We start from the raw sequence: 18362 nt of genomic DNA, 5'->3' as shown, positions 1-18362 counted from the left end.
ACCATGCTCGTCAGCGTTCTACCCGTGCCCTTCGGCGATGCCGGTCGCCAGCGGCAGTACGAGGCCGTGCTAGCCGCTCTGCAAGCGGAGGCCAATGCCCCGGCCACCGTGCTGCTGGGCAACCTAGGGGCGTTTTCGTCCCTTGTGGCGGATATGCTCATTGTGCGGCCCACCAGCCTGGTGCTGGCGGTGCTGACGCCCCGCGCCGGGCAGCTGACCCTGGAGGCGCTAGCCCACGGCCCCTGGCAGTTCGATGGGCTGCCGCTGCCCAGCCGCGAGGGAGCCGACAACCCGTTTGCGCAGTACCAGCAACAGCTGCCGGGGGCGCTGGCCTGGCTGAGCGAGCACCTAGGCTTGCCCGAAGAGGAATTGCCGCCTTGCCTGGGCGTGGCCTTGTTTGAGGCGCCGCTAACCTTCGGGCCGGGGGTGGAGGCGCAGCTGCACCACCACGCGGCCACTGATTTTCAACTAGTAGGCGGAGCCGAGCAGCTCCCCGCCCGCTTGCGCCAGCCGGTGGCTGCCGAACTCGCTGCCCTGAACGAAAACGAGCTACTGGACTGGGGCGAATACCTAGCCCGCGACCCCTACGTGGCGCACGAGCAGGGCGCGCCCGAAAGTCCGTTTGCAGGCTTACCCTTGTACCTCACGCAGAAGCTGCGGCAGCTTTGGAGCTGGCTGGGGGCCGATGATATTCCGGCCGACCCGCCCTACGGCGAGGCCGCCCCCCTCCCCGACCAGCACCTGCGCGACCAGCAGGAGCAGGCTCGCCTGCACCAGCTGCGCCAGGAGCTGCTGGCCGAGCTGGCGCAGCAGCGCCAGGAGGCCGCCGCCCGCGAGGCCAGCCGCACGCAGGAGCTGGCCCAGCTACGCCAGCAGCTAGCCCAGGCCGGCCAGCCAGCCGCCGAGCGCCAGGCCGAGCAACGCGCCCAGGCAGCGCTGGAAGAAGCCTTGCGCACGGCCCGCACCGAACTGGCCGCCCGCAACCAGGAGCTGGACGCCCGCCTGCGGCAGCTAGAGCAGCTTAGTGAGCAGGTGCGCAAACCGGTGCCGGCGGCACCGGCTTGGCTTGCGAGCACGCCGGCCCCGGTGCCTAGGCTATCCGCGCCCCGCCCGGCGGCGCCTAGGGTAGTATACCGGCGCTTGCAGCAGGCCGAGCGCTGGGGGCTGGTAGCGCTGGCGCTGGCCATAACGGGGGCAGGCGGCTGGAGTGTTGTGCGCTGGCTGCACCCAGCCCAAACCCGGCCGCTCACCACCACGCAGGTTCGCCCGGCGCGGGAGGACGCGCCAGAGGCAGAAACCCAGGCGCCGCAACCCATTATTATCTACGATAGCGTGGCCCACGTACCCTTGGCCATGGCCGATACGACCCTGGTGCGCGGAGCAGAGGCCGCCGGCGCCGAGCACGCGGCGGCCCGGCAGGCTGAGGCGGCCCCGGAGCGCATCGACAGTGCTACCTCGGGCACTGAGCCGCCTAGGTCGGCGCCCGCCGATTCGGCGGCGGCTAGCCCCGCGCCCTAGTTTCCGCGTATACGCAGCCATTTCAAGCTTTTTCTACTTTTCAATGGCTGATAAAATTGCCTTTCTGGGCCTAGGTAGCATGGGCGCCGCCATGGCCGCCAACCTGCTCAAAGCCGGTTTCCCGCTCACCGTTTACAACCGCACCGCCGAAAAAGCGGAGCCCCTGCGCCAGCAGGGCGCCACCGTAGCCGCCACCCCCGCCGAAGCCGTGCGCGAGGCCGACATCGTGTTTACGATGCTGACTGATGACAAGGCCCTCGAAGAAATAACCACCGGCCCCGATGGCTTCCTCAACGCCCTGAAGCCCGGGGCCATCCACGCCTCGTGCAGCACCGTAGCGCCCGATACCACCCGCCGCCTGGCCGAGGCCCACGCTGCCCACGGCTCCTTCCTGGTGGCCTCGCCCGTATTTGGCAAGCCCGATGTGGCCGCCGCTGGCAAGCTCTGGGTCGGCTCCTCGGGCCCCGCCGAAGCGCGCGAACGGCTCAAGCCGGCGCAGGAGGCCATTGGCCAGGGCACCCACGATTTTGGCGACGACCCCGGCGCGGCCAGCGTGGCCAAGCTCTGCGGCAACTTCCTCCTAGGCACCGTAATAGAAGGCATGGCCGAGGCGCTGACCCTAGCCGAAAAGTGCGGGCTGGACCGCGTGGGCTTCTACGAGATGCTTACCAGCACCATCTTCAACACCCCCGTTTACAAGGGCTACGGCAAGCTCATTGCCGAGCAGCACTACCAGCCGGTGGGCGCGCCGCCCGCCATTATCCGCAAGGATATGAACCTAGTGGTGCAGGAAGCTTACAAAAACGAGGTGCCCATGCCCTTCGCTAACATCATTCGCGACCGCCTTACCGCCACCGTGGCCCTGGGTGAGCCCGATGTAGACTGGGCCAGCTTCGCCAAACGCGTATCGGAAGACGCGGGCTTGTAAATAGGTAATGGGCGTAATGGGTAATTTGAGTAATACCGAACAGTATTACTCAAATTACCCATTACGCCCATTACCTATTACTACTTGGCCGTTGGCAGCACTACGCCGTCAATGACGTGGGTAACGCCGTTCTTGGAAATCACGTCGGCAATCTGCACCGTAGCGGGGGCATCTTTACCATTGCTAACCATTACTTTACCGTCCTTTACGGTGAAGCGCAGCTTCGCGCCATTCACGGTAGTCAGCTCCTGGCCATCCTTGATATCGGCGGCCAAAATGCGGCCCGGTATCACGTGGTAGGTCAGCACGCCTTTGAGCTTGGCCTTGCTGGCTTCGTCGGTGAGGGCGGCTAGGGCGGCCTTGGGCAGCTTGTCGAAGGCCGCGTTGGTGGGTGCGAACACGGTGAAAGGACCGGTGCCCTTCAGCGTTTCAACGAGGCCAGCGTCTTTTACCAGCTTCACGAGCGTGCTCACGCTCTTGGCCTGGGCGGCGTTGTCCACGATGTCTTTGTCGGCCGTCATGGCCACGCCATCCACCATTACCCCACCGGGCTTGGCCATGCGTAGCGAGTCGGTGGGCATGGCGGCCGAGTCGGACACGGCTTTGTTAGCGGCAGCTTCTTCGGCGGTAGGAGTTTCTTTTTGGTCGGTGCCGCCGCACGAGGTTAGCAGCAGCGCAGCCAGTGCCGTAGCGGGCAGGTGGCGGAATAAGTTGTTCATAAAAAGGATTTTGGGGAGAGATACCGGGCGGCCCACAAGTAAGGTCGACCGCAGCTTACTTGCCTTACGCAAAGGCTGCCCCGCAAGGTTATGTAAACCCTAGGGCCGGCGCGCCGTTTTTTACCTTTGCCGGGCCAGCGCAGTAGCTGGCTCCTTTTAGTAATACCCCCACCCCGCATGAAAACTGCCGAGATCCACACGCCCAAGGGCGTCATGAAAGTCGAGTTCTACGAGCAAGACGCGCCCAACACCGTTAAGAATTTTCTTGACCTGGCCAGCAAAGGCTTCTACGACGGCACCAAGTTTCACCGCGTCATCCCGAATTTCATGATTCAGGGCGGCGACCCCAACACCAAGCCCGGCGCCAAAGGCCAACCCGGCACCGGCGGCCCCGGCTACAAAATCAAGTGCGAAACCAGCGGTGGCCACCAGCACCACGAGCGCGGCGTGCTTAGCATGGCCCACGCCGGCAAAGACACCGGCGGCTCGCAGTTTTTCATCGTCCACGACCGCCAGAACACCGCTCACCTCGACCGCGTGCACACGGTATTTGGCAAGGTAGTGGAAGGCGACGAGGTCATTGACCAGATTCGCGGCAACGACGAAATCACCAAGATTGTGGTGAAGGACGAGGAATAAGCCTGCATTAGCAGATATGAAAAGGCCGCTTCAGAGCATCTGAAGCGGCCTTTTTGGCTATTTTACGGTAGCTCCGTCACGGTCCAGCCACAGCGGGCGGGCAGGTCGCCCATATCAGCTAAGTGGCTTTTGATACCTAGGGGCTTCAAATGATTCTGCATTTTTGTCAGAATGCCCAGCCGCTGTTTGCGCCGCGCATCCTCTTTTTGACGGGTATCGCGCTCGTTGGGCGACTGGCGAATGGGCGTTTGGGCCAGAAAAAGCACCACTCGCAACTGCGCGGGTGGGCGCAGAATGGCCGCTCGTAGGTCGGGCAGTAGCAGACCGTCGCCGTGGCGGGCTCCCAGGCAGAGAGCACCCCAGGTATGTATAGCTTTCAGCAGGATTTCCGTTGGTATTTCTCCGGTTCTCACCTTCGCCCGCAGCCCCGGCTCGTCCTCCCGAAAATCCTTTACTTCCAGTAGAGTCAGGTCATCCATTACCGGGCGAATACCCGCCACAATATCCACGCCTTTAAGCCCTTCGTCAGGCTTACCGCATTCTCTTAGCTTACCGTCTTCGTCGAGCTTATCATCCTCCCCTTTCCACTTAATGGTTTCGATGCGCTCGCGGTAAAAACCAGACTTAGCCGCATCAATCTCATCGTATTTAAAGGCGTACCAGCCATCGGCATCGGGGAATTCGAATTGGTGCTTACCCTCAATTATCACCGGCATATTCTTCGTCTAAAGCCGCCTCAAAATCAAACGTTTGCGCCAGCTCAGCATCCAGCGCTGTGATGTGCTGTAATTGCATCAAATCATCCTGGCGCTCAACCCGCACGTCACCTTCTTCACCCTTGTACAGCCCAAAATAGCGCACCGGCTTCTTTTTTTGCTGCGCCAGAATATGCAGCTCGCGCATTAAGAATAAGCTATGTGTAGCCAGAATAATCTGAAAGCCCGCTTGCCCTAGGTCGGTTAATATCACCGCCATTTCCTTGAGCAGCGCCGGGTTCAGGTTAGCCTCCGGCTCATCCCAAAATAGGGTTGTTTCCGGCGTGAGGGTGCCGTTGGCGAGTAGCTTATAGAGCGTGGCAAATTTGCGCATTCCCTCTGCTACGAGGTTCATTTCCAAACGTGACTGTTCGGGTGTAGCGAGGTAAAAACGCCCGCCGTCTTCTTCGACTTTGCCGCCGATAAGTTTAACTAAATTTTCTACTACGTAGGCAGGTTCAGGATGCCTTAAAGATGGTCCCAGCAATAATCGTATCACATCGGGATATGTCCTGTCGATACGTATATCACCTTTTTGATAACGGTCATAAACTGCTGGTAGCCATCCCAGTGTCAGCACTTCTTTAGCTGGAATCAAGACGAAGCGTGGACTACCCATTGCTTGAGTCAATGGTACCCCTTCGCTATTCATAACGATACTGCCAGTTTGACCAGATATTATATCTTTTGATTTGATTTGAAATGAAGCTTTATCTGCGAAAGAATCAAAAGAAACATTAATATCAGCCTTTTTAGCTCCTCGCTTAACAATCGAATCTATGCCTTCGTAAAGTAGAAAAACGTCTTGTAGTGCTTGTCTAAGGCTAAGAATCCAAGCTGTTGTGTCTCTTAATTCAAAGTCTGGCATATTCGCTGCCGCAGCTGATTCAAGAAAGCTGCTTGCATCATTTTGAGCTATTTTCGCTGCATACCCCGCCTTCAGCACATGCGTTTTCCCCGTACCATTCGTGCCCACAAGCACGTTTAGCCCGTCGCCAAACTCAAATTCGGCATCGGCGAAGACGGTAAAATTGCGGAGGTGCAGGCGCTTTAGCATGTAACGAAGCTACGTAAAAAGCCCCGCGCACCTTTTGGTACGCGGGGCTTTTTTGCTACTTATTCGCGGACTCGCAGAGTCCACGCTACGGCCTAGCGGCGCTTGCGGGGCTTCTGCTCTTCTTCGTCCTCGTCGTCATCCTCGCCGAAGGTCGGCATGGTGAACATCGACGAGAGCAGGTCCTTGAACTGCGCGCCGGCGGTGAGGCGGTTGCGCGAGATGAGCGAGTGCTCGGCCAGGCCGTGCAGCAAGAACTCCATGAGGAAGTACGTGGTGTCAGCGTCCTCCTTGGGGTGTAGCTCCTTTACTATGTCGCGCAGGCCGGGCACCTTATCCAGGGCGGTGCGGTAGTCATTCACGTGGGCATCGTGCAGGATGTCCAGCGTGTTGCCGTTGCCGAACCACTCCTGTATTGCTTTGTAGGGCGAGGGGCGGTTTTTAAGCTTCTTCGACTTGTCGGGGTCGGGGAAATAGTTCAGGAACAGCGTGCGGATGGCTTTGCCCATGAGCTTTTCGGCCACGATACCCGCGCCTTCCTGCTCGCCTTCGTACACCAACTCGACCTTGCCCGTGATGGCGGGCACGGCCGAGATGAAGTCGGCCACGCGCACGTAGGTGTTCTTCTCACCGTTGATGAGCGCTCGGCGCTCGGCGCCGGCAACCACCTGCTCGTAAGCCGAGATGGTGAGGCGAGCCGACACGCCCGACTTGGCATCCACAAACTCGGAGGCGCGGGCCTCTACGGCCACCTGCTCCACGAGGTCGTGGATGATTTCGTTGGTCGTTACCATGCCCTTCTGCACCTCTTTAATGCGGGCTTCCTGCTTGGTAATGCGCTTACCGATTTCAATCGACTTGGGGTAGTGCGTGATAATCTGGGCGTCGATACGGTCCTTGAGGGGCGTCACGATGCTGCCGCGGTTGGTGTAGTCCTCGGGGTTGGCCGTGAACACGAACTGGATATCCAGGGGCAAGCGCACTTTAAAACCACGAATCTGGATGTCGCCTTCCTGCAGGATGTTAAACAGCGACACCTGAATGCGAGCCTGCAAGTCGGGCAGCTCGTTGATAACGAAAATGCCGCGGTGCGCCCTAGGTATCAGGCCGAAGTGAATTACGCGCTCATCGCTGTAGGGCAGCTTGAGCGTGGCGGCCTTGATGGGGTCGGCGTCGCCGATAAGGTCGGCCACCGTCACGTCGGGCGTAGCCAGCTTCTCGGTGTAGCGGTCGGCGCGGGGCCACCAGGCCACGGGCGTGTCGTCGTCTTTTTCGGCGATGAGGTTGCGGGCAAATACCGACAGCGGCTGCAACGGGTCGTCGTTGAGCTCCGAGCCTTCCACCACCGGCACGTGCTCATCAAGCAGGTTGATGAGCAGGCGCGCAATGCGGGTTTTGGCCTGCCCGCGCAAGCCTAGGAGGTTGATGTGATGCCCGGCCAGAATGGCGCGCTGCAACTCGGGAATTACGGTTTCGTCGTAGCCAAAGATGCCGGGGAAAACGTCTTCTTTATTACGAAGTTTCTGGATGAGGTTGTCCCGCAGTTCCTCTTTCACGGAGCGGGGCTTGTAGCCACTGGCGCGCAGTTGGCCCAGGGTGCGGATGGCGTCGTGTGTCATTACCCCTTAAACCCGCTAAGGGGGCTTGAGGTTCAGCCTAGCCGCCGCGGAATTAGCAGCGGCCTAGGTGCCCCGCCGGCGGCTATCGGCCTGGCAGCGGGGCGCCCGCTACGGCCTGGGTGGCCGGTAGCGCCTTACTGCGGCAGCGACAGCAGATAGCCAATTGTAAAATTGGCGTCCCAGTCGAACACAAACTGCTTGCAGCCAGTAGCTTCGACCAAGGAGCGGTAAATCACCAGCCCCGCCTTGGATTTGGCTTTGTCGAACTGGTAGGCATCGGGGGCATCGAGCACGGTGTAGCGCTCCTTGCCCTGGCGCACCTGCTTGGCCATTTCGTAGGGCACGCCGCCGATAATAAAGCAGGTTTGCCGCAGCTTAGCGGGCACCTGCTGGGCCTTGGCTTTCACCTCGCTGGCCACTACCGCCGGGTCGGCGCCGTACTCGAAGTATTTCGAGCCGAACGTGTTCACGGACTGGGCTTTGCCATCGACCAGCCACGAAATTTCGGTGCCGCCCGACCCAATATCCACCACGAAAGCCCGCTCGCTGAAGGGCGCCGGCAGGGCCACGCTTAGGCCCAGGGCCGCTTCTTTTTCGGGGGTCATGCGGTTTACCACGTAGCCCATCTGGGTTAGCTCTTTGGCAATGCGGTGAGCGGCGGCCATTTTCAGCGCCCCCGAGCTTACTACGAAGTGAATATCCTTGCCCGCCACGCCATAATCCAGCATATTGGCGATGTAGGCGCGCAGCCCCCGCCGGATTTCTTCATCAGAAACCAGATTTTCCATCAGCAGGCTGTTATCAAACTCTGCCTTTTGAAGCTCCCAGTTGCGCTCGGCGTCGGTGCGCACAATAAAGGAGTTGAAGCCGCTGGCCCCTAGCTCCACCACGCCCCGCATTTTGCCGCCCACGGGCTTGGGAGCGGGGTAGTTGAAAGCGGGCCGGCCATTAAGGGCGGCGGCGGCCGCAGTTGGTTTAGCTGCTTCTGGTTTCGCTACTTCTGCCTTCGGCGGCGCGTTGCGGGGCGCGGTCTCGGCCCAGGAGCTAACTGCCGAATCTGGGTTGCTGTCAAAAGAGAGCACTATAAAGTATAGTGCGCCTATCGCGACAAGCAAGATGCCTAAACGCGCGAGTAAGGATATGTTTCGCATAGGGGCGGGAGAAAGAAAGAGATTATTGCCTAAATATAAAGTTGTTATTTCAGTATATAATTGCATTGCTAGTAGTTTTCACAGGCGCCGACTATATTCTAGCCGGCCCACATCCGGTCTAATAGACTAGCGGGCAAGGATTAACAAGCACCGCCTGTTGTCTTAACAAAAGGAGGCCGCGCCAGCTAACGCAGCCTCCTTTTGCTAAGTCAACGGGCGGTGGCTTATCTGGCACGCGAAGCGCTGAGTAGCTACTCCCGCGGCCGATGTCAGCCACACCAAACAAATGCCAGCGAGTAGGGCTTGCGGGCAAGCCATTACGCTAGGGTGACGGCGGCAAGCAGCTCCTGCTGGCACACCGGGCAGCCTAGGGCCTCGGGCACTTGCAGCATGGCGGCCTGCACTAGCTGCACCGTCTCAGGCGCCAGCGTGGGTAGCAGCCGCAGGAGCCAGCTACCCCAGCACCACGAGCAAGTAGTGCACGGTGGCGGCACGTGAGGTAGTTATATTATATAACTGGCAATCGTTATGAGAGCCGAAAAGGGCAGCTTCCTAATTCAGAAAGCTGCCCTTTTTGGCTCGGCAAAGCCTGTAGCCCGTCTATTTATTAAGCTGCATCACAGCGACTTGCGCCGATTCTTCTTGTAGTCTTCGAATACCAGGTGCCCTAGGCCCTTCAGACCCGAATAATAAGCTTTGCCCTGATTAACTTCCGTGAACTCCTCCACGAACTTCTGCAAGTACGGGTCAGAGGTAATCATGAAAGTGGTAATCGGAATCTTGATGCGGCGGGCGGCGGCGGCCAGGTTCAGGGTCTTGTTGACCACCTTGCGGTCGAGCCCGAACGAGTTTTTGTAGTAGCCACCGGCCTCCTTCAGGCAAGTGGGCTTGCCGTCCGTTATCATAAATATCTGCTTGTTAGGCGTTTTGCGCTTGCGCAGCAGGTCCATGGCCAGCTCCAGGCCGGCCACGGTGTTGGTGTGGTAGGGGCCTACCTGCAGGTAAGGCAAGTCTTTCACCTCAATCTGCCAGGCGTCGTTGCCAAACACGATAACGTCGAGCGTATCCTTGGGGTACTTCTGCTTCACCAGCTCGGCCAGGGCCATGGCCACTTTTTTGGCGGGCGTGATGCGGTCTTCGCCGTAGAGTATCATCGAGTGCGAGATATCTATCATCAGCACCGTGCTGGTCTGCGACTTATGCTCGTTTTCGCGCACTTCGAGGTCGCCCTCGGTCAGCATAAAGCCGTCGCCTTCCATGCCGTGGTTGAGTTGGGCATTGCGGATGGACTCGGTCATCTGAATCTGCTCAAGCGAGTCGCCGAAGCGGAACTCGCGCAGGTCGGTGCTTTGCTCATCGCCCTGCCCGGTTTGGGGCGTGCGGTGGTTGCCGGTGCTGCTCTTCTTGAGCTTGCCAAAAATCTCTTCCAGCGCCGACTTCCGAATTTTCTGCTCGGTCTTAGGCGTGATTTTCAGCTCACCGCGCTCCTGCTCGTTTTCATCGATGTAGCCTTTTTTCTTCAGGTCCTCGATGAAGTTGCCCATGCCGTAGTTGTCGTCGGTGACGCCGTACTGCTTGTCGAGCTCGTTGAGCCACTGCAACGCCTCCCCCACATCACCGCTGGTGATGGTAATCAATTGCATAAACAGCTTGAGCAGCTGCTCAAAGCCTTTATCGCCCGAGTTTTCATCGGGCACAAAATCACGAAAGCGAACGCCGAGAGCCATAGAAGTGGTGGTAACGTATAGGCTACGAAAACAAGCGCCGCCGCGGCAATGTTCAATATGAAGCGCCCGGCGCCCGTTTAGGCTCGGCGCCGGCCCTTCTTTTTCCTATCATTCTCCGGCAAGCTTCGGCTTGCGTTCTGCCTATGAAAGCTATTTGGAACAACACCGTCGTGGCCGAGAGCGACGACACGGTGGTGGTCGAAAACAACCACTATTTTCCGGCTGACTCACTCAAAAAGGAGTTTTTCGAGGACAGCATTGCCCACACCAGCTGCCCCTGGAAAGGCCGCGCCAGCTACTATTCGCTGCGCGTAGCCGGCGACCTTAACAAAGACGCCGCCTGGTACTACCCCGAAACCAGCCCCGCCGCGCAGCACATCAAAGGCCGGGTGGCTTTTTGGAAGGGCGTGAAGATTGAGAAGTAACCCTGGATGCCCCCATTAAAAAAAGCGCCGGCTGCTTCGAGCAACCGGCGCTTTTTTTAATGGGGCCAAAACCCGCTACGAAATCCACTTAAACTGGTACTCCAGCTTGGGCACGGCCATGCGGTCGCTCACGCGGCGCAGGCGGTTGGGCAGGGCCATGAGATAGTCGCGCTCTTTTTCGGCGGCGGCAGTCAGGCCGGTGCGCTTAGAAATCTCCCACTCGTCGATGAGCGTATCCAGAATTTCGGTGTAGTCGTTGCTGGTGTACACGCCGAGGCGTTGGGCGGCGTCGGTGAAGTGGCCGAAGGTCTTACCCATGTCCACGCCCATCTCGCGCATGTAGTGGGCGGGCATCACAATCTTGTTGCGCATCATGTGCCCAAAGGCAATCATCATCTCGCTGGGGTCGAGTTCAAAAATCTTGGAGACAAAGGTTTTGTAGGCCTTGGCGTGGCGGTTTTCGTCGCCCGCTATCATGCCGCAGATTTTGGAAAGACCATCGTCGCCGACCTGGCGGGCAAGCTGACCCACGCGGCGGTGCGACACGTTGGTGGCCATTTCCTGGTAGCTGGTGTACACAAACGACTTGTAAGGGTCGTGAGCCATACCTAGGTCAAAACCGTCGTTGATGAGGTGCTGGGTCGAAATCTCAAACTCGCGCATGTTCACGCGGCCGCAGAGGTAGAGGTAGCGGTTGAGCAGGTCGCCGTGGCGGTTTTCCTCGGCCGTCCAGCCCCGTATCCACTTGGCCCAGCCGTTGTTATCATCGCGGTTCATGTTGTCAATCTCGTGAAACCACGCCTCGTAGTTGGGCAGGGCTTCCTCCGTGATGGTGTCGCCGATGAGTACGGCCAGCAGGTCGTAGGGCAGGGCACCGGCTTTTTCGCGCAGTTCCTTTACTTCGTCGAAGAAGGTATCGCGGCGCGAATCGGGCAAAAAGTCGGCGGGCTGCCAGCTATTTTCAACGGGTTTGAGAAACTCGTAGATATTGTCTTTCAGATAACCTTCGAGTTGCTCGAGCACTTCGCCGCGCGAAATCATAACGTTGTCAGGGAGCTTCATAAGAATAGGGGCACTGCACGTGAGTAGGCAGTGAATTAACGTGCGAAGGTCCGTTTTTAGTTGTAAATAATGGGTACAACATTAGGGCATTATACGTGCGCGCGCCCGAGGGCGCTACGGTGCCGTTTTACGCCCGCGTGCTACCTTGCTTTTCGTCAGCCCTTAACGCCTTTCTTCCTACCCACCCCCATGTCTAAAAAGTACCTGGCCTTGGCCCTGGCCGCGCTGGCCAGCTGCCAATCGCCCACCGCCTCCGAGTCCGAAACCACGGCCCAGGCACCCGCCGCCGCCCGCCCCTACCACGAGCAGCACCGGCCGCAATTCCACTTTTCGCCCAAAGAAAACTGGATGAACGACCCCAACGGCCTGGTGTACGAAAACGGCACCTACCACTTGTTTTTTCAGCAAAACCCCACCGCGCCGGTGGCCGGCAACATCCACTGGGGTCACGCCACTAGCCGCGACTTGGTGCACTGGCAGCAGCAGCCCACGGCCATCGCCCCGGACAGCCTAGGGCTAATTTTTTCGGGTAGCGCCGTGCTCGACGCCCAGAACACCAGCGGCCTGGGCCAGCCCGGCCGCCCCGCGCTGGTAGCCCTCTACACCAGCCACAGCGAGAAAAAGGAGAAGCTGGGCCGCCAGGATGTAGAAAACCAGAGCCTAGCCTATAGCCTCGACTACGGCCAGACCTGGACCAAATACGCCCAAAACCCGGTGCTTAAAAACCAGGGCAGCCGCGACTTCCGCGACCCGAAAGTGAGCTGGTACGCGCCCGGTAAAAAGTGGCTGATGGCGCTATCGGCCCACGACCACATCGAGTTTTATTCGTCTAAAAATCTACGGGCCTGGACCAAGGAAAGCGACTTTGGGCGTACCCTAGGGGCGCACGGCGGCGTGTGGGAGTGCCCCGACCTCATTCAGGTAAAAGATGCGCAAGGCCAGCCGCATGACGTGCTGATTGTTAATATGAACCCCGGCGGCCCCAACGGCGGCTCGGCCACGCAGTACTTCGTGGGCGCGTTTGATGGAAAATCCTTCCGGGCCACGCAGCCCGGCACGCGCTGGCTCGACTACGGCCCTGACAACTACGCCGGCGTGACGTGGGCCAACCTGCCCGCTGGTAGCCCTACCACCCTCATCGGCTGGATGAGCAACTGGGAGTACTGCCAGCAGGCGCCCACCAGCCCCTGGCGCAGCGCCATGACCGTGCCGCGCACGCTAGCCCTGCGCGGCGCACCGGGCCAGCTGCAGTTGGCCTCGCAGCCCATCGCGGGGCTGGGCAAGCTGTTCGAAAACCCCGTGACCCTGACCAACGTGGCCGTGAGCGGCAGCTACGACCTAGGCAAAAGCCTGAAGGACACCACCGGCCGCTACCAGCTAAAATTCACCGTGCCGCAGGCCCAAACGTGGGCGCTCGTGCTCAGCAATGCGGCGAAAGAACAGGTAATTATCGGCTACGACGCGGCGAAGAAGGCGTATTATCTCGACCGCAGCAAATCGGGCAACGTCACGTTTGCGCCGGCCGAGAAGGGCTTTGCTAAAGTGGCCCGCGCCCCGCGCACCGCCACCGGCCCCACCCAGGAAATCACGCTGCTGGTCGATGCCGCCTCCGCCGAGCTATTTGCCGACGGCGGGCTCACGTGCCTGACTGGCACGTTCTTCCCCAGCCGGCCACTCACGGGCTTAGCGCTGCAAGCCAGCGGCCTCACGGTGCCCAAAGTGGAGCTGGCCAGCGTGCGGTCCATTTGGGATAAATAGGCCGGTTTTGGAGTACTGTAGCGCGGACTTTTAGCCCGCGAGTGGTGGCTTACTACTCGCGGACTGAAAGTCCGCGCTACTTGCTCGACCGCATACCAACGCCAAGACTGCTTTAGCCCATCTCCCACACAACCAGCCGGGCGCAGCCGGGCCACAGCCGCTGCTGCCGCACCCGCCGGAAACCGCTGTCTGCCAGGGCCAGCTGCAAGGCCGGCCACTGCGTGCCCGTACTGGCGTAGCGCGCCAGGGCCGCGTGGGCCGCCGCCTCGGGGCACAGGTGCCGCAGCGTGGCCGGCAGCAGCCGCAGATACGTGAGCATGGCCGCCCGCAACCAAGGCTGGGTGGGCAGGTCAAACTCCAGCAGGGCCAGTTGGCCGCCGGGGCGCAGCAGGCGGGCGGCCTCGGCAGCCAGCGCGGGGTAGGCGGCCGGGGCTAATGTCTTGAGGCCGAAGGCACAAGTGACGACGGCGGCCGTGCCCGTGGGCAGGCCGGTGGCCAGCGCATCGGCCTGTAGCAGCGTGAGGCTGGGGGCGTACTGCCGGGCGGCGCGGGCCAGCATGGGGGCCGAAAAATCGACGGCCGTCAGGGTCAGCCGCGCCCCTAGGTGCCGGTGCAGCGGCTCCCACAGCTCGGCCCCGCCAGCCATCAAGTCCACCACCGACACGGGGCCGGCGGCGGGCCAGCGCAGGGCGGCTACCAGGCTGCGCCGCCAGCGCCCCAGCTGGCCGCCCGACAGCCATTCGGCCGCGCCGTAGGTGCCGGCCAGGCCGTCGAACATGGTCCGCACGTGGGCGGGGCGGTAGCGGGCGGCTACCGGCCGCACGGGTTCGAGGAGCTCAGTCATGGCGGGGTTCGGCTTGAGCTACGGCTTGGATTGCAGCTTCCTTTTCGGCTTCGGCTTTGAGGGTGGCCAACACACGCTGGTGCATGGCATCGAGCAGATAATCAGACCACAGCTGCCAGTAGGGCCGCGGCCCAATGCGGTGGCGATACACCGTACGGGCTTCGAGCAGGGTGCGCCCGCCCGGCAGCGGCCGCAGCCGGAAGGTGCCGCTATCGACCTGGAAATACCCGTGCAGGTGCGGCGCATGAATTTGCGGGTACGGGCTGAGCTCGTGCATCGGGGCGGGCATATCGGCCGGGGGCACGGCGAAGGTGAGCTGCTGCCCCGGCTGCCAGGCCACCACCGGCAGCCGCGCCAAGCCCTGCGAGTAGCGGCACACCAGCGTGCGGCGGCCAGTGGCCGCGTCGCGGGCCAGGGCCGTGCGCGTGGGGTACACCACCCCCGCCCGAAACCAGCCCGTAGCGGCCGGGTACTGCACGGGCCGCGTGAGCGCAGCCCACACCCGGGCGGGCGGCGCATTCACTTCGAGCCGCGTGGCAACGAGCCGAGGTACCACCGGCGCGGGGTAGCTTACTTCATATTGTTGTGCGGCGGGGTAGAGCACCAGTATGGTAAGAAACATGGGCAACGGGCGCGGCCGGCCGGTAACTCGCACCACCAGCGTACCTAGGGCCGCCCCGATGGCGGCCATCGCGAAGGCAACCGGCAGGGCCATCGCGATGCAGATAAAGCCTTCGAGCTTCAGGGTCAGCAGGCAGAGCAGCGAACAAGCCACCCCCAGCACCCCTACCCCGCCCCAGTAATCGACCAGGTGCTGCCCGCCGTGCCGCGCCGCGCCCACTCGTGCAGCAGCACGGCCACAAAGGCGCTAATGCCCGGCGACAAGCAAAACAGCGTGACGCCGTAGCTGCCGTAGCCCGTAATGGACAGGGCCATCAGGCCGGCGCCCAGCAAGCCGGTGCCGATAATGGCCGCTAGGGCGCACAGCCACGGCGAATCGCGCCAGCTAGCCGGTTGGGGCAGCTTAAAATCAGGGCGCACGGGGGCGGTCGCCGGCTGCGGGCCGGCGGAGTCTGGAAGGGGCTCCATAGGGAAAGGGTTGAGAGTGAGCTATAAAAACAGCTTCAGAAACTTGTCCATGAACCAGCTGCGCTCGGCCCGCATGAGGCGGGTGAGTAGCTTATCGGAAGTATCGGCGAGCTGCTGAATGTCGGTGAGCACGGTGTGGAAGGCCTGGTAATTGGCATCGGCGGGGTCGCCGGGCAGCTGGGCCAGCTGGTCGAGGGTACGCTTCATCTGGTCGAGCTCGCGGCGCTTGCGGGCAGCAATGATGCACCGCGTGACTTGCAGCATGTCCTTCTCGGCCACGAAGTACTCGCGGCGCTCGCCGGGGCGTAGCTCTTTGTAAATTAGGCCCCAGTCGATGAGCTCGCGCACCGTCATGCTGGCGTTGCCTCGCGAAATGGTGAGCTGCTCCATGATATCCTCGGTACTCAGGGCCTGCGAGCTCACCAGCAGCAGCGCGTGTACCTGAGCCAGGGTTTTACTCACACCCCAACTCGTGCCCGACACACCCCAGAGTTGAATAAACTGGGCTTTAGCCTCGGCGAGGGTTAGCGTGGGGGCGGGTTGGTCGGGGCTCATGAGAGACATAGTTTACTGAGACAAGTACAACTGAACTGCCCAAAATATGACAAATGCCAACGGCAGCAGCCAGAACATCTTTTTATACCAGATACGATTAGAAAATACGATTAAAGCGCTGCCGATGAGCAGTAGGACCAGACCAAGCAGTTGTAAGTAGGGTACTACGAAAACTAGTAAGCCTATCACCGTCACGACGGCACCAAGTTTGTGAAAAGTCAATGAATTATTCACTTGCAACATCTTGGCTTGTAGCGACTGGCTGCTTCCCCAGCAACTCCCCTACCGCCGCCACGCACCTAGGGTATTCAAACTGAAATCCCGCCGCTAGCAGCCGCTCGGGGTACACCTTGCGGCTTTTCAGAATCAGCTCGGTTTCAGTGCGCAGCGCGAAGGCCCCGATTTCGAGCAGCCACTTAGGCTGCGGCAGGTGCAGCGGCGGGCGCAGGTGCTGGGCCAACAGCGCGTTAAAATCGCGGTTTAGCAGCGGGTGCGGGGCGCAGAGGTTCACCGGGCCGCCTAGGTCGTCGGCTTGGGCCAGAAACGCCACGGCCCGGCAAAAGTCGCGCACGTGCAGCCAGCTAATCCACTGCTGGCCATCGCTCTGCGGTGTGCAGAGGCCGTAGCGCGCCAGCCGGGCCATGACGGGAAACGCGCCGCCATCGGCCCCCAGCACGATGGCTGTGCGCAGGGCCACGCGACGCACGGCAGCGGGCGCGGGCGCCGCCCAAAACGCCTCCTCCCAGGCCCGCCCCACTTCTTCCGAAAATGGGCCGCCGGGCGTTGGGCTGGCTTCCGTGTTGGCTGGCGCATCGCCCCGCGTATCGGGGTAAATGGTGGCCGTTGAAGAGTTTAGCCACACCTTAGGCGGCTGCACGCAAGCGGCTACGGCCGCGCCCAGCACGCGGGTACTCTCGACGCGGCTGGCTAAAATGGCGCGGCGGTTGGCGGCAGTGTAACGGCAATCGACGGTGCGGCCCGCCAGATTCACCAGCAGGTCGGCGCCCTCCAGCGCCTGCGCCCAGGGGCCGAGGCTGCAGCTATCCCAACGCACGTCGCCGGAGCCAGTACGGCTGATACTTACTACTTGGTAGCCAATGGCTCTAAAGTAGCTGGCTAGGTGCCGGCCCAGAAAACCGTTTCCACCAACGAGAACTAGCTTGGGCTGCGACATAGCTGGGGCGGGGGCTGGGCAGCTGGCTGCGTGCCAGCGCTTTCTCTTAGGTATAACAAATGTATCACAACTTTCAATAATTATTGAAAGTTGTGATACATTTTGATTTCTTAGCCCTTACAAAAAGGCCGTTATCCTTGTTTATCAAGCAAATAAAATTGCTGCCGCACCCGGCGCAGGGTTTCTTCGGCCGCTTCAGCGGCTGGGGTGGCGGGCAAGACCGACGTATCAAACGCCGCTTCTACCTGCGCTACCAACTGCTCGGCCTCAGCTACCAGCTCGGCGTATTCAAACTCACCGCGCCGGATTTGGAGCAGGAACTCGCGGTTGGGCCGGCGCACCTGGAGCTGGCCGGTAAGAGCGATTTCCTCGGCCATTTGCAGCAGCCGGAAGACGTGCAGCATGTTCTTAGCGTCGTAGTTTTTGCCGTGCTGCACGGTGTTGGCGTAGCGCTCCTTGTTGCGCTTCTCGACCCACTCCCAGTACTCTCTGAACACGCGGCAGTAGGAGCTGTAGCCGTTGCGGTTGAACGATAAATACGCCACCGGCTCCTCCCCTTTCGGCACGGCCGAGAGCTGCACGTCCTGGCTGGTGTCGGGGTCGCGCACGAGGCCGCGGTACCCTAGGGGGTGGCCGGGCGTGCGGTCGATGAAAAGGGCGTAGAGGTCGGTAAGGTGCGGCACGTTGGCTAGACCGCATTGGTTGGCGCTGAGGCTCTGGCGGGCCAACCACACGTCGGCCGACTGCGCGCCCGCGCCCACCGTCACGTAGCAGAAATCCAGCACCGACTTGCGGCCGGGCGGCTCGGGGTGGTTGATTTTCTTGTTCAGGCCCTTGGCCTTGCGAATTTGGGCCACCGCATACTCGGCAAAGCTTAGCTGGCAGAGCCGGGACAGGAAATCCTGAGGCCGAAACTGGTCGAACAGCGGGTGCTGATACACGATGCAGTCGGGCGGCGTGCCGAGCAACTCCAGCACGGTGGGGTTGTTTTTGAGCAGTAATTCCACGAAGCGGCGCAGCTCGTAGAACACCTCATCGTTGGTTGCATTGGCAACCTGCGGCACGTAGTCGAGGCCCAAAAACTGCTTTTCGGGCAGCACGAATACCCCTTTCAGGTCGGTATCGGAGTGCGGCAGATTGGTGCCGTAGGCGCGGCTGCCGCTGATGGCTTCGAAGATAATTAAGTTTTGCTGGCGCAGGTCGGTGATGGTCATAGAATGTAGGGTGCGGGGCTTGCCCCCGCCCAGCGTTGAGCGGCCTATGTTGGTAACGCCGAGCAGGGCAAGCTACTAACGTCACAAAGTTTTCTGAACAACGCCGGGCGGGGACAAGCCCCGCACCTTAC

General features: G+C 60.9%; 19 protein-coding genes. 5 read left to right on the top strand and 14 right to left on the bottom strand.

Annotated elements, in window-relative coordinates:
• Nucleotides 1-3 precede the first annotated feature (3 nt).
• Nucleotides 4-1518, top strand: a complete 1515-nt coding sequence (locus tag ACFSDX_RS23340) for a hypothetical protein (protein ID WP_382318021.1) — start codon at nucleotides 4-6, stop codon at nucleotides 1516-1518.
• A gap of 43 nt (nucleotides 1519-1561) precedes the next feature.
• On the top strand, nucleotides 1562-2446 hold the full coding sequence (locus ACFSDX_RS23335; RefSeq protein ID WP_382318019.1) for an NAD(P)-dependent oxidoreductase: 885 nt from the start codon (nucleotides 1562-1564) through the stop codon (nucleotides 2444-2446).
• A gap of 80 nt (nucleotides 2447-2526) precedes the next feature.
• On the opposite strand, the gene ACFSDX_RS23330 is transcribed toward ACFSDX_RS23335, so the two are convergent.
• Nucleotides 2527-3165 (bottom strand): fasciclin domain-containing protein, encoded by a 639-nt coding sequence (locus ACFSDX_RS23330; protein WP_382318018.1) that lies wholly within the window; start codon nucleotides 3163-3165, stop codon nucleotides 2527-2529.
• 177 nt (nucleotides 3166-3342) lie between these two features.
• Here ACFSDX_RS23330 and ACFSDX_RS23325 point away from each other — a divergent pair, with 177 nt between their 5' ends.
• Nucleotides 3343-3804 (top strand): peptidylprolyl isomerase, encoded by a 462-nt coding sequence (locus tag ACFSDX_RS23325; RefSeq protein WP_382318016.1) that lies wholly within the window; start codon nucleotides 3343-3345, stop codon nucleotides 3802-3804.
• 62 nt (nucleotides 3805-3866) lie between these two features.
• On the opposite strand, the gene ACFSDX_RS23320 is transcribed toward ACFSDX_RS23325, so the two are convergent.
• From ACFSDX_RS23320 to ACFSDX_RS23295, 6 genes are all read right to left on the bottom strand, one after another.
• A complete protein-coding gene (locus ACFSDX_RS23320; RefSeq protein WP_382318014.1) occupies nucleotides 3867-4520 on the bottom strand; it encodes a hypothetical protein in 654 nt (217 codons plus the stop codon).
• Nucleotides 4504-5616 (bottom strand): AAA family ATPase, encoded by a 1113-nt coding sequence (locus tag ACFSDX_RS23315; RefSeq protein WP_382318012.1) that lies wholly within the window; start codon nucleotides 5614-5616, stop codon nucleotides 4504-4506. Before ACFSDX_RS23315 ends, ACFSDX_RS23320 begins: the two co-directional genes overlap by 17 nt.
• 92 nt (nucleotides 5617-5708) lie before the next feature.
• Nucleotides 5709-7232: a sigma 54-interacting transcriptional regulator gene (locus ACFSDX_RS23310; RefSeq protein ID WP_382318010.1), complete on the bottom strand. Its 1524-nt coding sequence runs from the start codon at nucleotides 7230-7232 to the stop codon at nucleotides 5709-5711.
• A 134-nt stretch (nucleotides 7233-7366) separates the two neighbouring features.
• Complete coding sequence (locus tag ACFSDX_RS23305; protein WP_382318008.1) at nucleotides 7367-8314, bottom strand: hypothetical protein; 948 nt, start codon at nucleotides 8312-8314, stop codon at nucleotides 7367-7369.
• A 386-nt stretch (nucleotides 8315-8700) separates the two neighbouring features.
• Nucleotides 8701-8877, bottom strand: coding sequence for a hypothetical protein (locus tag ACFSDX_RS23300; protein ID WP_382318006.1), 177 nt, complete (start codon nucleotides 8875-8877; stop codon nucleotides 8701-8703).
• A gap of 123 nt (nucleotides 8878-9000) precedes the next feature.
• The gene (locus tag ACFSDX_RS23295) at nucleotides 9001-10110 is read right to left on the bottom strand and encodes a vWA domain-containing protein (RefSeq protein WP_382318004.1); all 1110 of its coding nucleotides are present in this window, start codon (nucleotides 10108-10110) and stop codon (nucleotides 9001-9003) included.
• Between the two features lie 143 nt (nucleotides 10111-10253).
• Between ACFSDX_RS23295 and ACFSDX_RS23290 the strand changes: the two genes are divergently transcribed.
• Complete coding sequence (locus tag ACFSDX_RS23290) at nucleotides 10254-10535, top strand: DUF427 domain-containing protein (protein ID WP_382318002.1); 282 nt, start codon at nucleotides 10254-10256, stop codon at nucleotides 10533-10535.
• A 75-nt stretch (nucleotides 10536-10610) separates the two neighbouring features.
• Here ACFSDX_RS23290 and ACFSDX_RS23285 read toward each other — a convergent pair whose 3' ends face one another.
• Entirely contained in the window at nucleotides 10611-11597 is a 987-nt protein-coding gene (locus ACFSDX_RS23285; RefSeq protein WP_382318000.1) for an acyl-ACP desaturase, read from the bottom strand.
• A gap of 189 nt (nucleotides 11598-11786) precedes the next feature.
• Here ACFSDX_RS23285 and ACFSDX_RS23280 point away from each other — a divergent pair, with 189 nt between their 5' ends.
• Complete coding sequence (locus ACFSDX_RS23280) at nucleotides 11787-13355, top strand: glycoside hydrolase family 32 protein (protein ID WP_382317998.1); 1569 nt, start codon at nucleotides 11787-11789, stop codon at nucleotides 13353-13355.
• A gap of 112 nt (nucleotides 13356-13467) precedes the next feature.
• On the opposite strand, the gene ACFSDX_RS23275 is transcribed toward ACFSDX_RS23280, so the two are convergent.
• The 6 genes from ACFSDX_RS23275 to ACFSDX_RS23250 all read right to left on the bottom strand — a co-directional run bounded on the left by ACFSDX_RS23275 (nucleotide 13468) and on the right by ACFSDX_RS23250 (nucleotide 18231).
• Nucleotides 13468-14199, bottom strand: a complete 732-nt coding sequence (locus tag ACFSDX_RS23275) for a class I SAM-dependent methyltransferase (protein WP_382317996.1) — start codon at nucleotides 14197-14199, stop codon at nucleotides 13468-13470.
• Nucleotides 14192-15040: a hypothetical protein gene (locus ACFSDX_RS23270; RefSeq protein ID WP_382317994.1), complete on the bottom strand. Its 849-nt coding sequence runs from the start codon at nucleotides 15038-15040 to the stop codon at nucleotides 14192-14194. Before ACFSDX_RS23270 ends, ACFSDX_RS23275 begins: the two co-directional genes overlap by 8 nt.
• Nucleotides 14986-15288, bottom strand: a complete 303-nt coding sequence (locus tag ACFSDX_RS23265; RefSeq protein WP_382317992.1) for a hypothetical protein — start codon at nucleotides 15286-15288, stop codon at nucleotides 14986-14988. Before ACFSDX_RS23265 ends, ACFSDX_RS23270 begins: the two co-directional genes overlap by 55 nt.
• 21 nt (nucleotides 15289-15309) lie before the next feature.
• Nucleotides 15310-15843, bottom strand: a complete 534-nt coding sequence (locus ACFSDX_RS23260; RefSeq protein WP_382317990.1) for a GbsR/MarR family transcriptional regulator — start codon at nucleotides 15841-15843, stop codon at nucleotides 15310-15312.
• 226 nt (nucleotides 15844-16069) lie between these two features.
• Nucleotides 16070-17017, bottom strand: a complete 948-nt coding sequence (locus ACFSDX_RS23255; protein ID WP_382317988.1) for a TIGR01777 family oxidoreductase — start codon at nucleotides 17015-17017, stop codon at nucleotides 16070-16072.
• Between the two features lie 131 nt (nucleotides 17018-17148).
• Entirely contained in the window at nucleotides 17149-18231 is a 1083-nt protein-coding gene (locus ACFSDX_RS23250; RefSeq protein ID WP_382317986.1) for a DNA polymerase beta superfamily protein, read from the bottom strand.
• Between the last annotated feature and the right edge of the window lie 131 nt (nucleotides 18232-18362).

This window comes from Hymenobacter bucti (genome assembly GCF_042681145.1).
GTDB lineage: Bacteria > Bacteroidota > Bacteroidia > Cytophagales > Hymenobacteraceae > Hymenobacter > Hymenobacter bucti.
The sequence above is the reverse complement of the archived record's forward strand: the minus strand, read 5'-3'. Positions and strand labels throughout refer to the sequence as shown.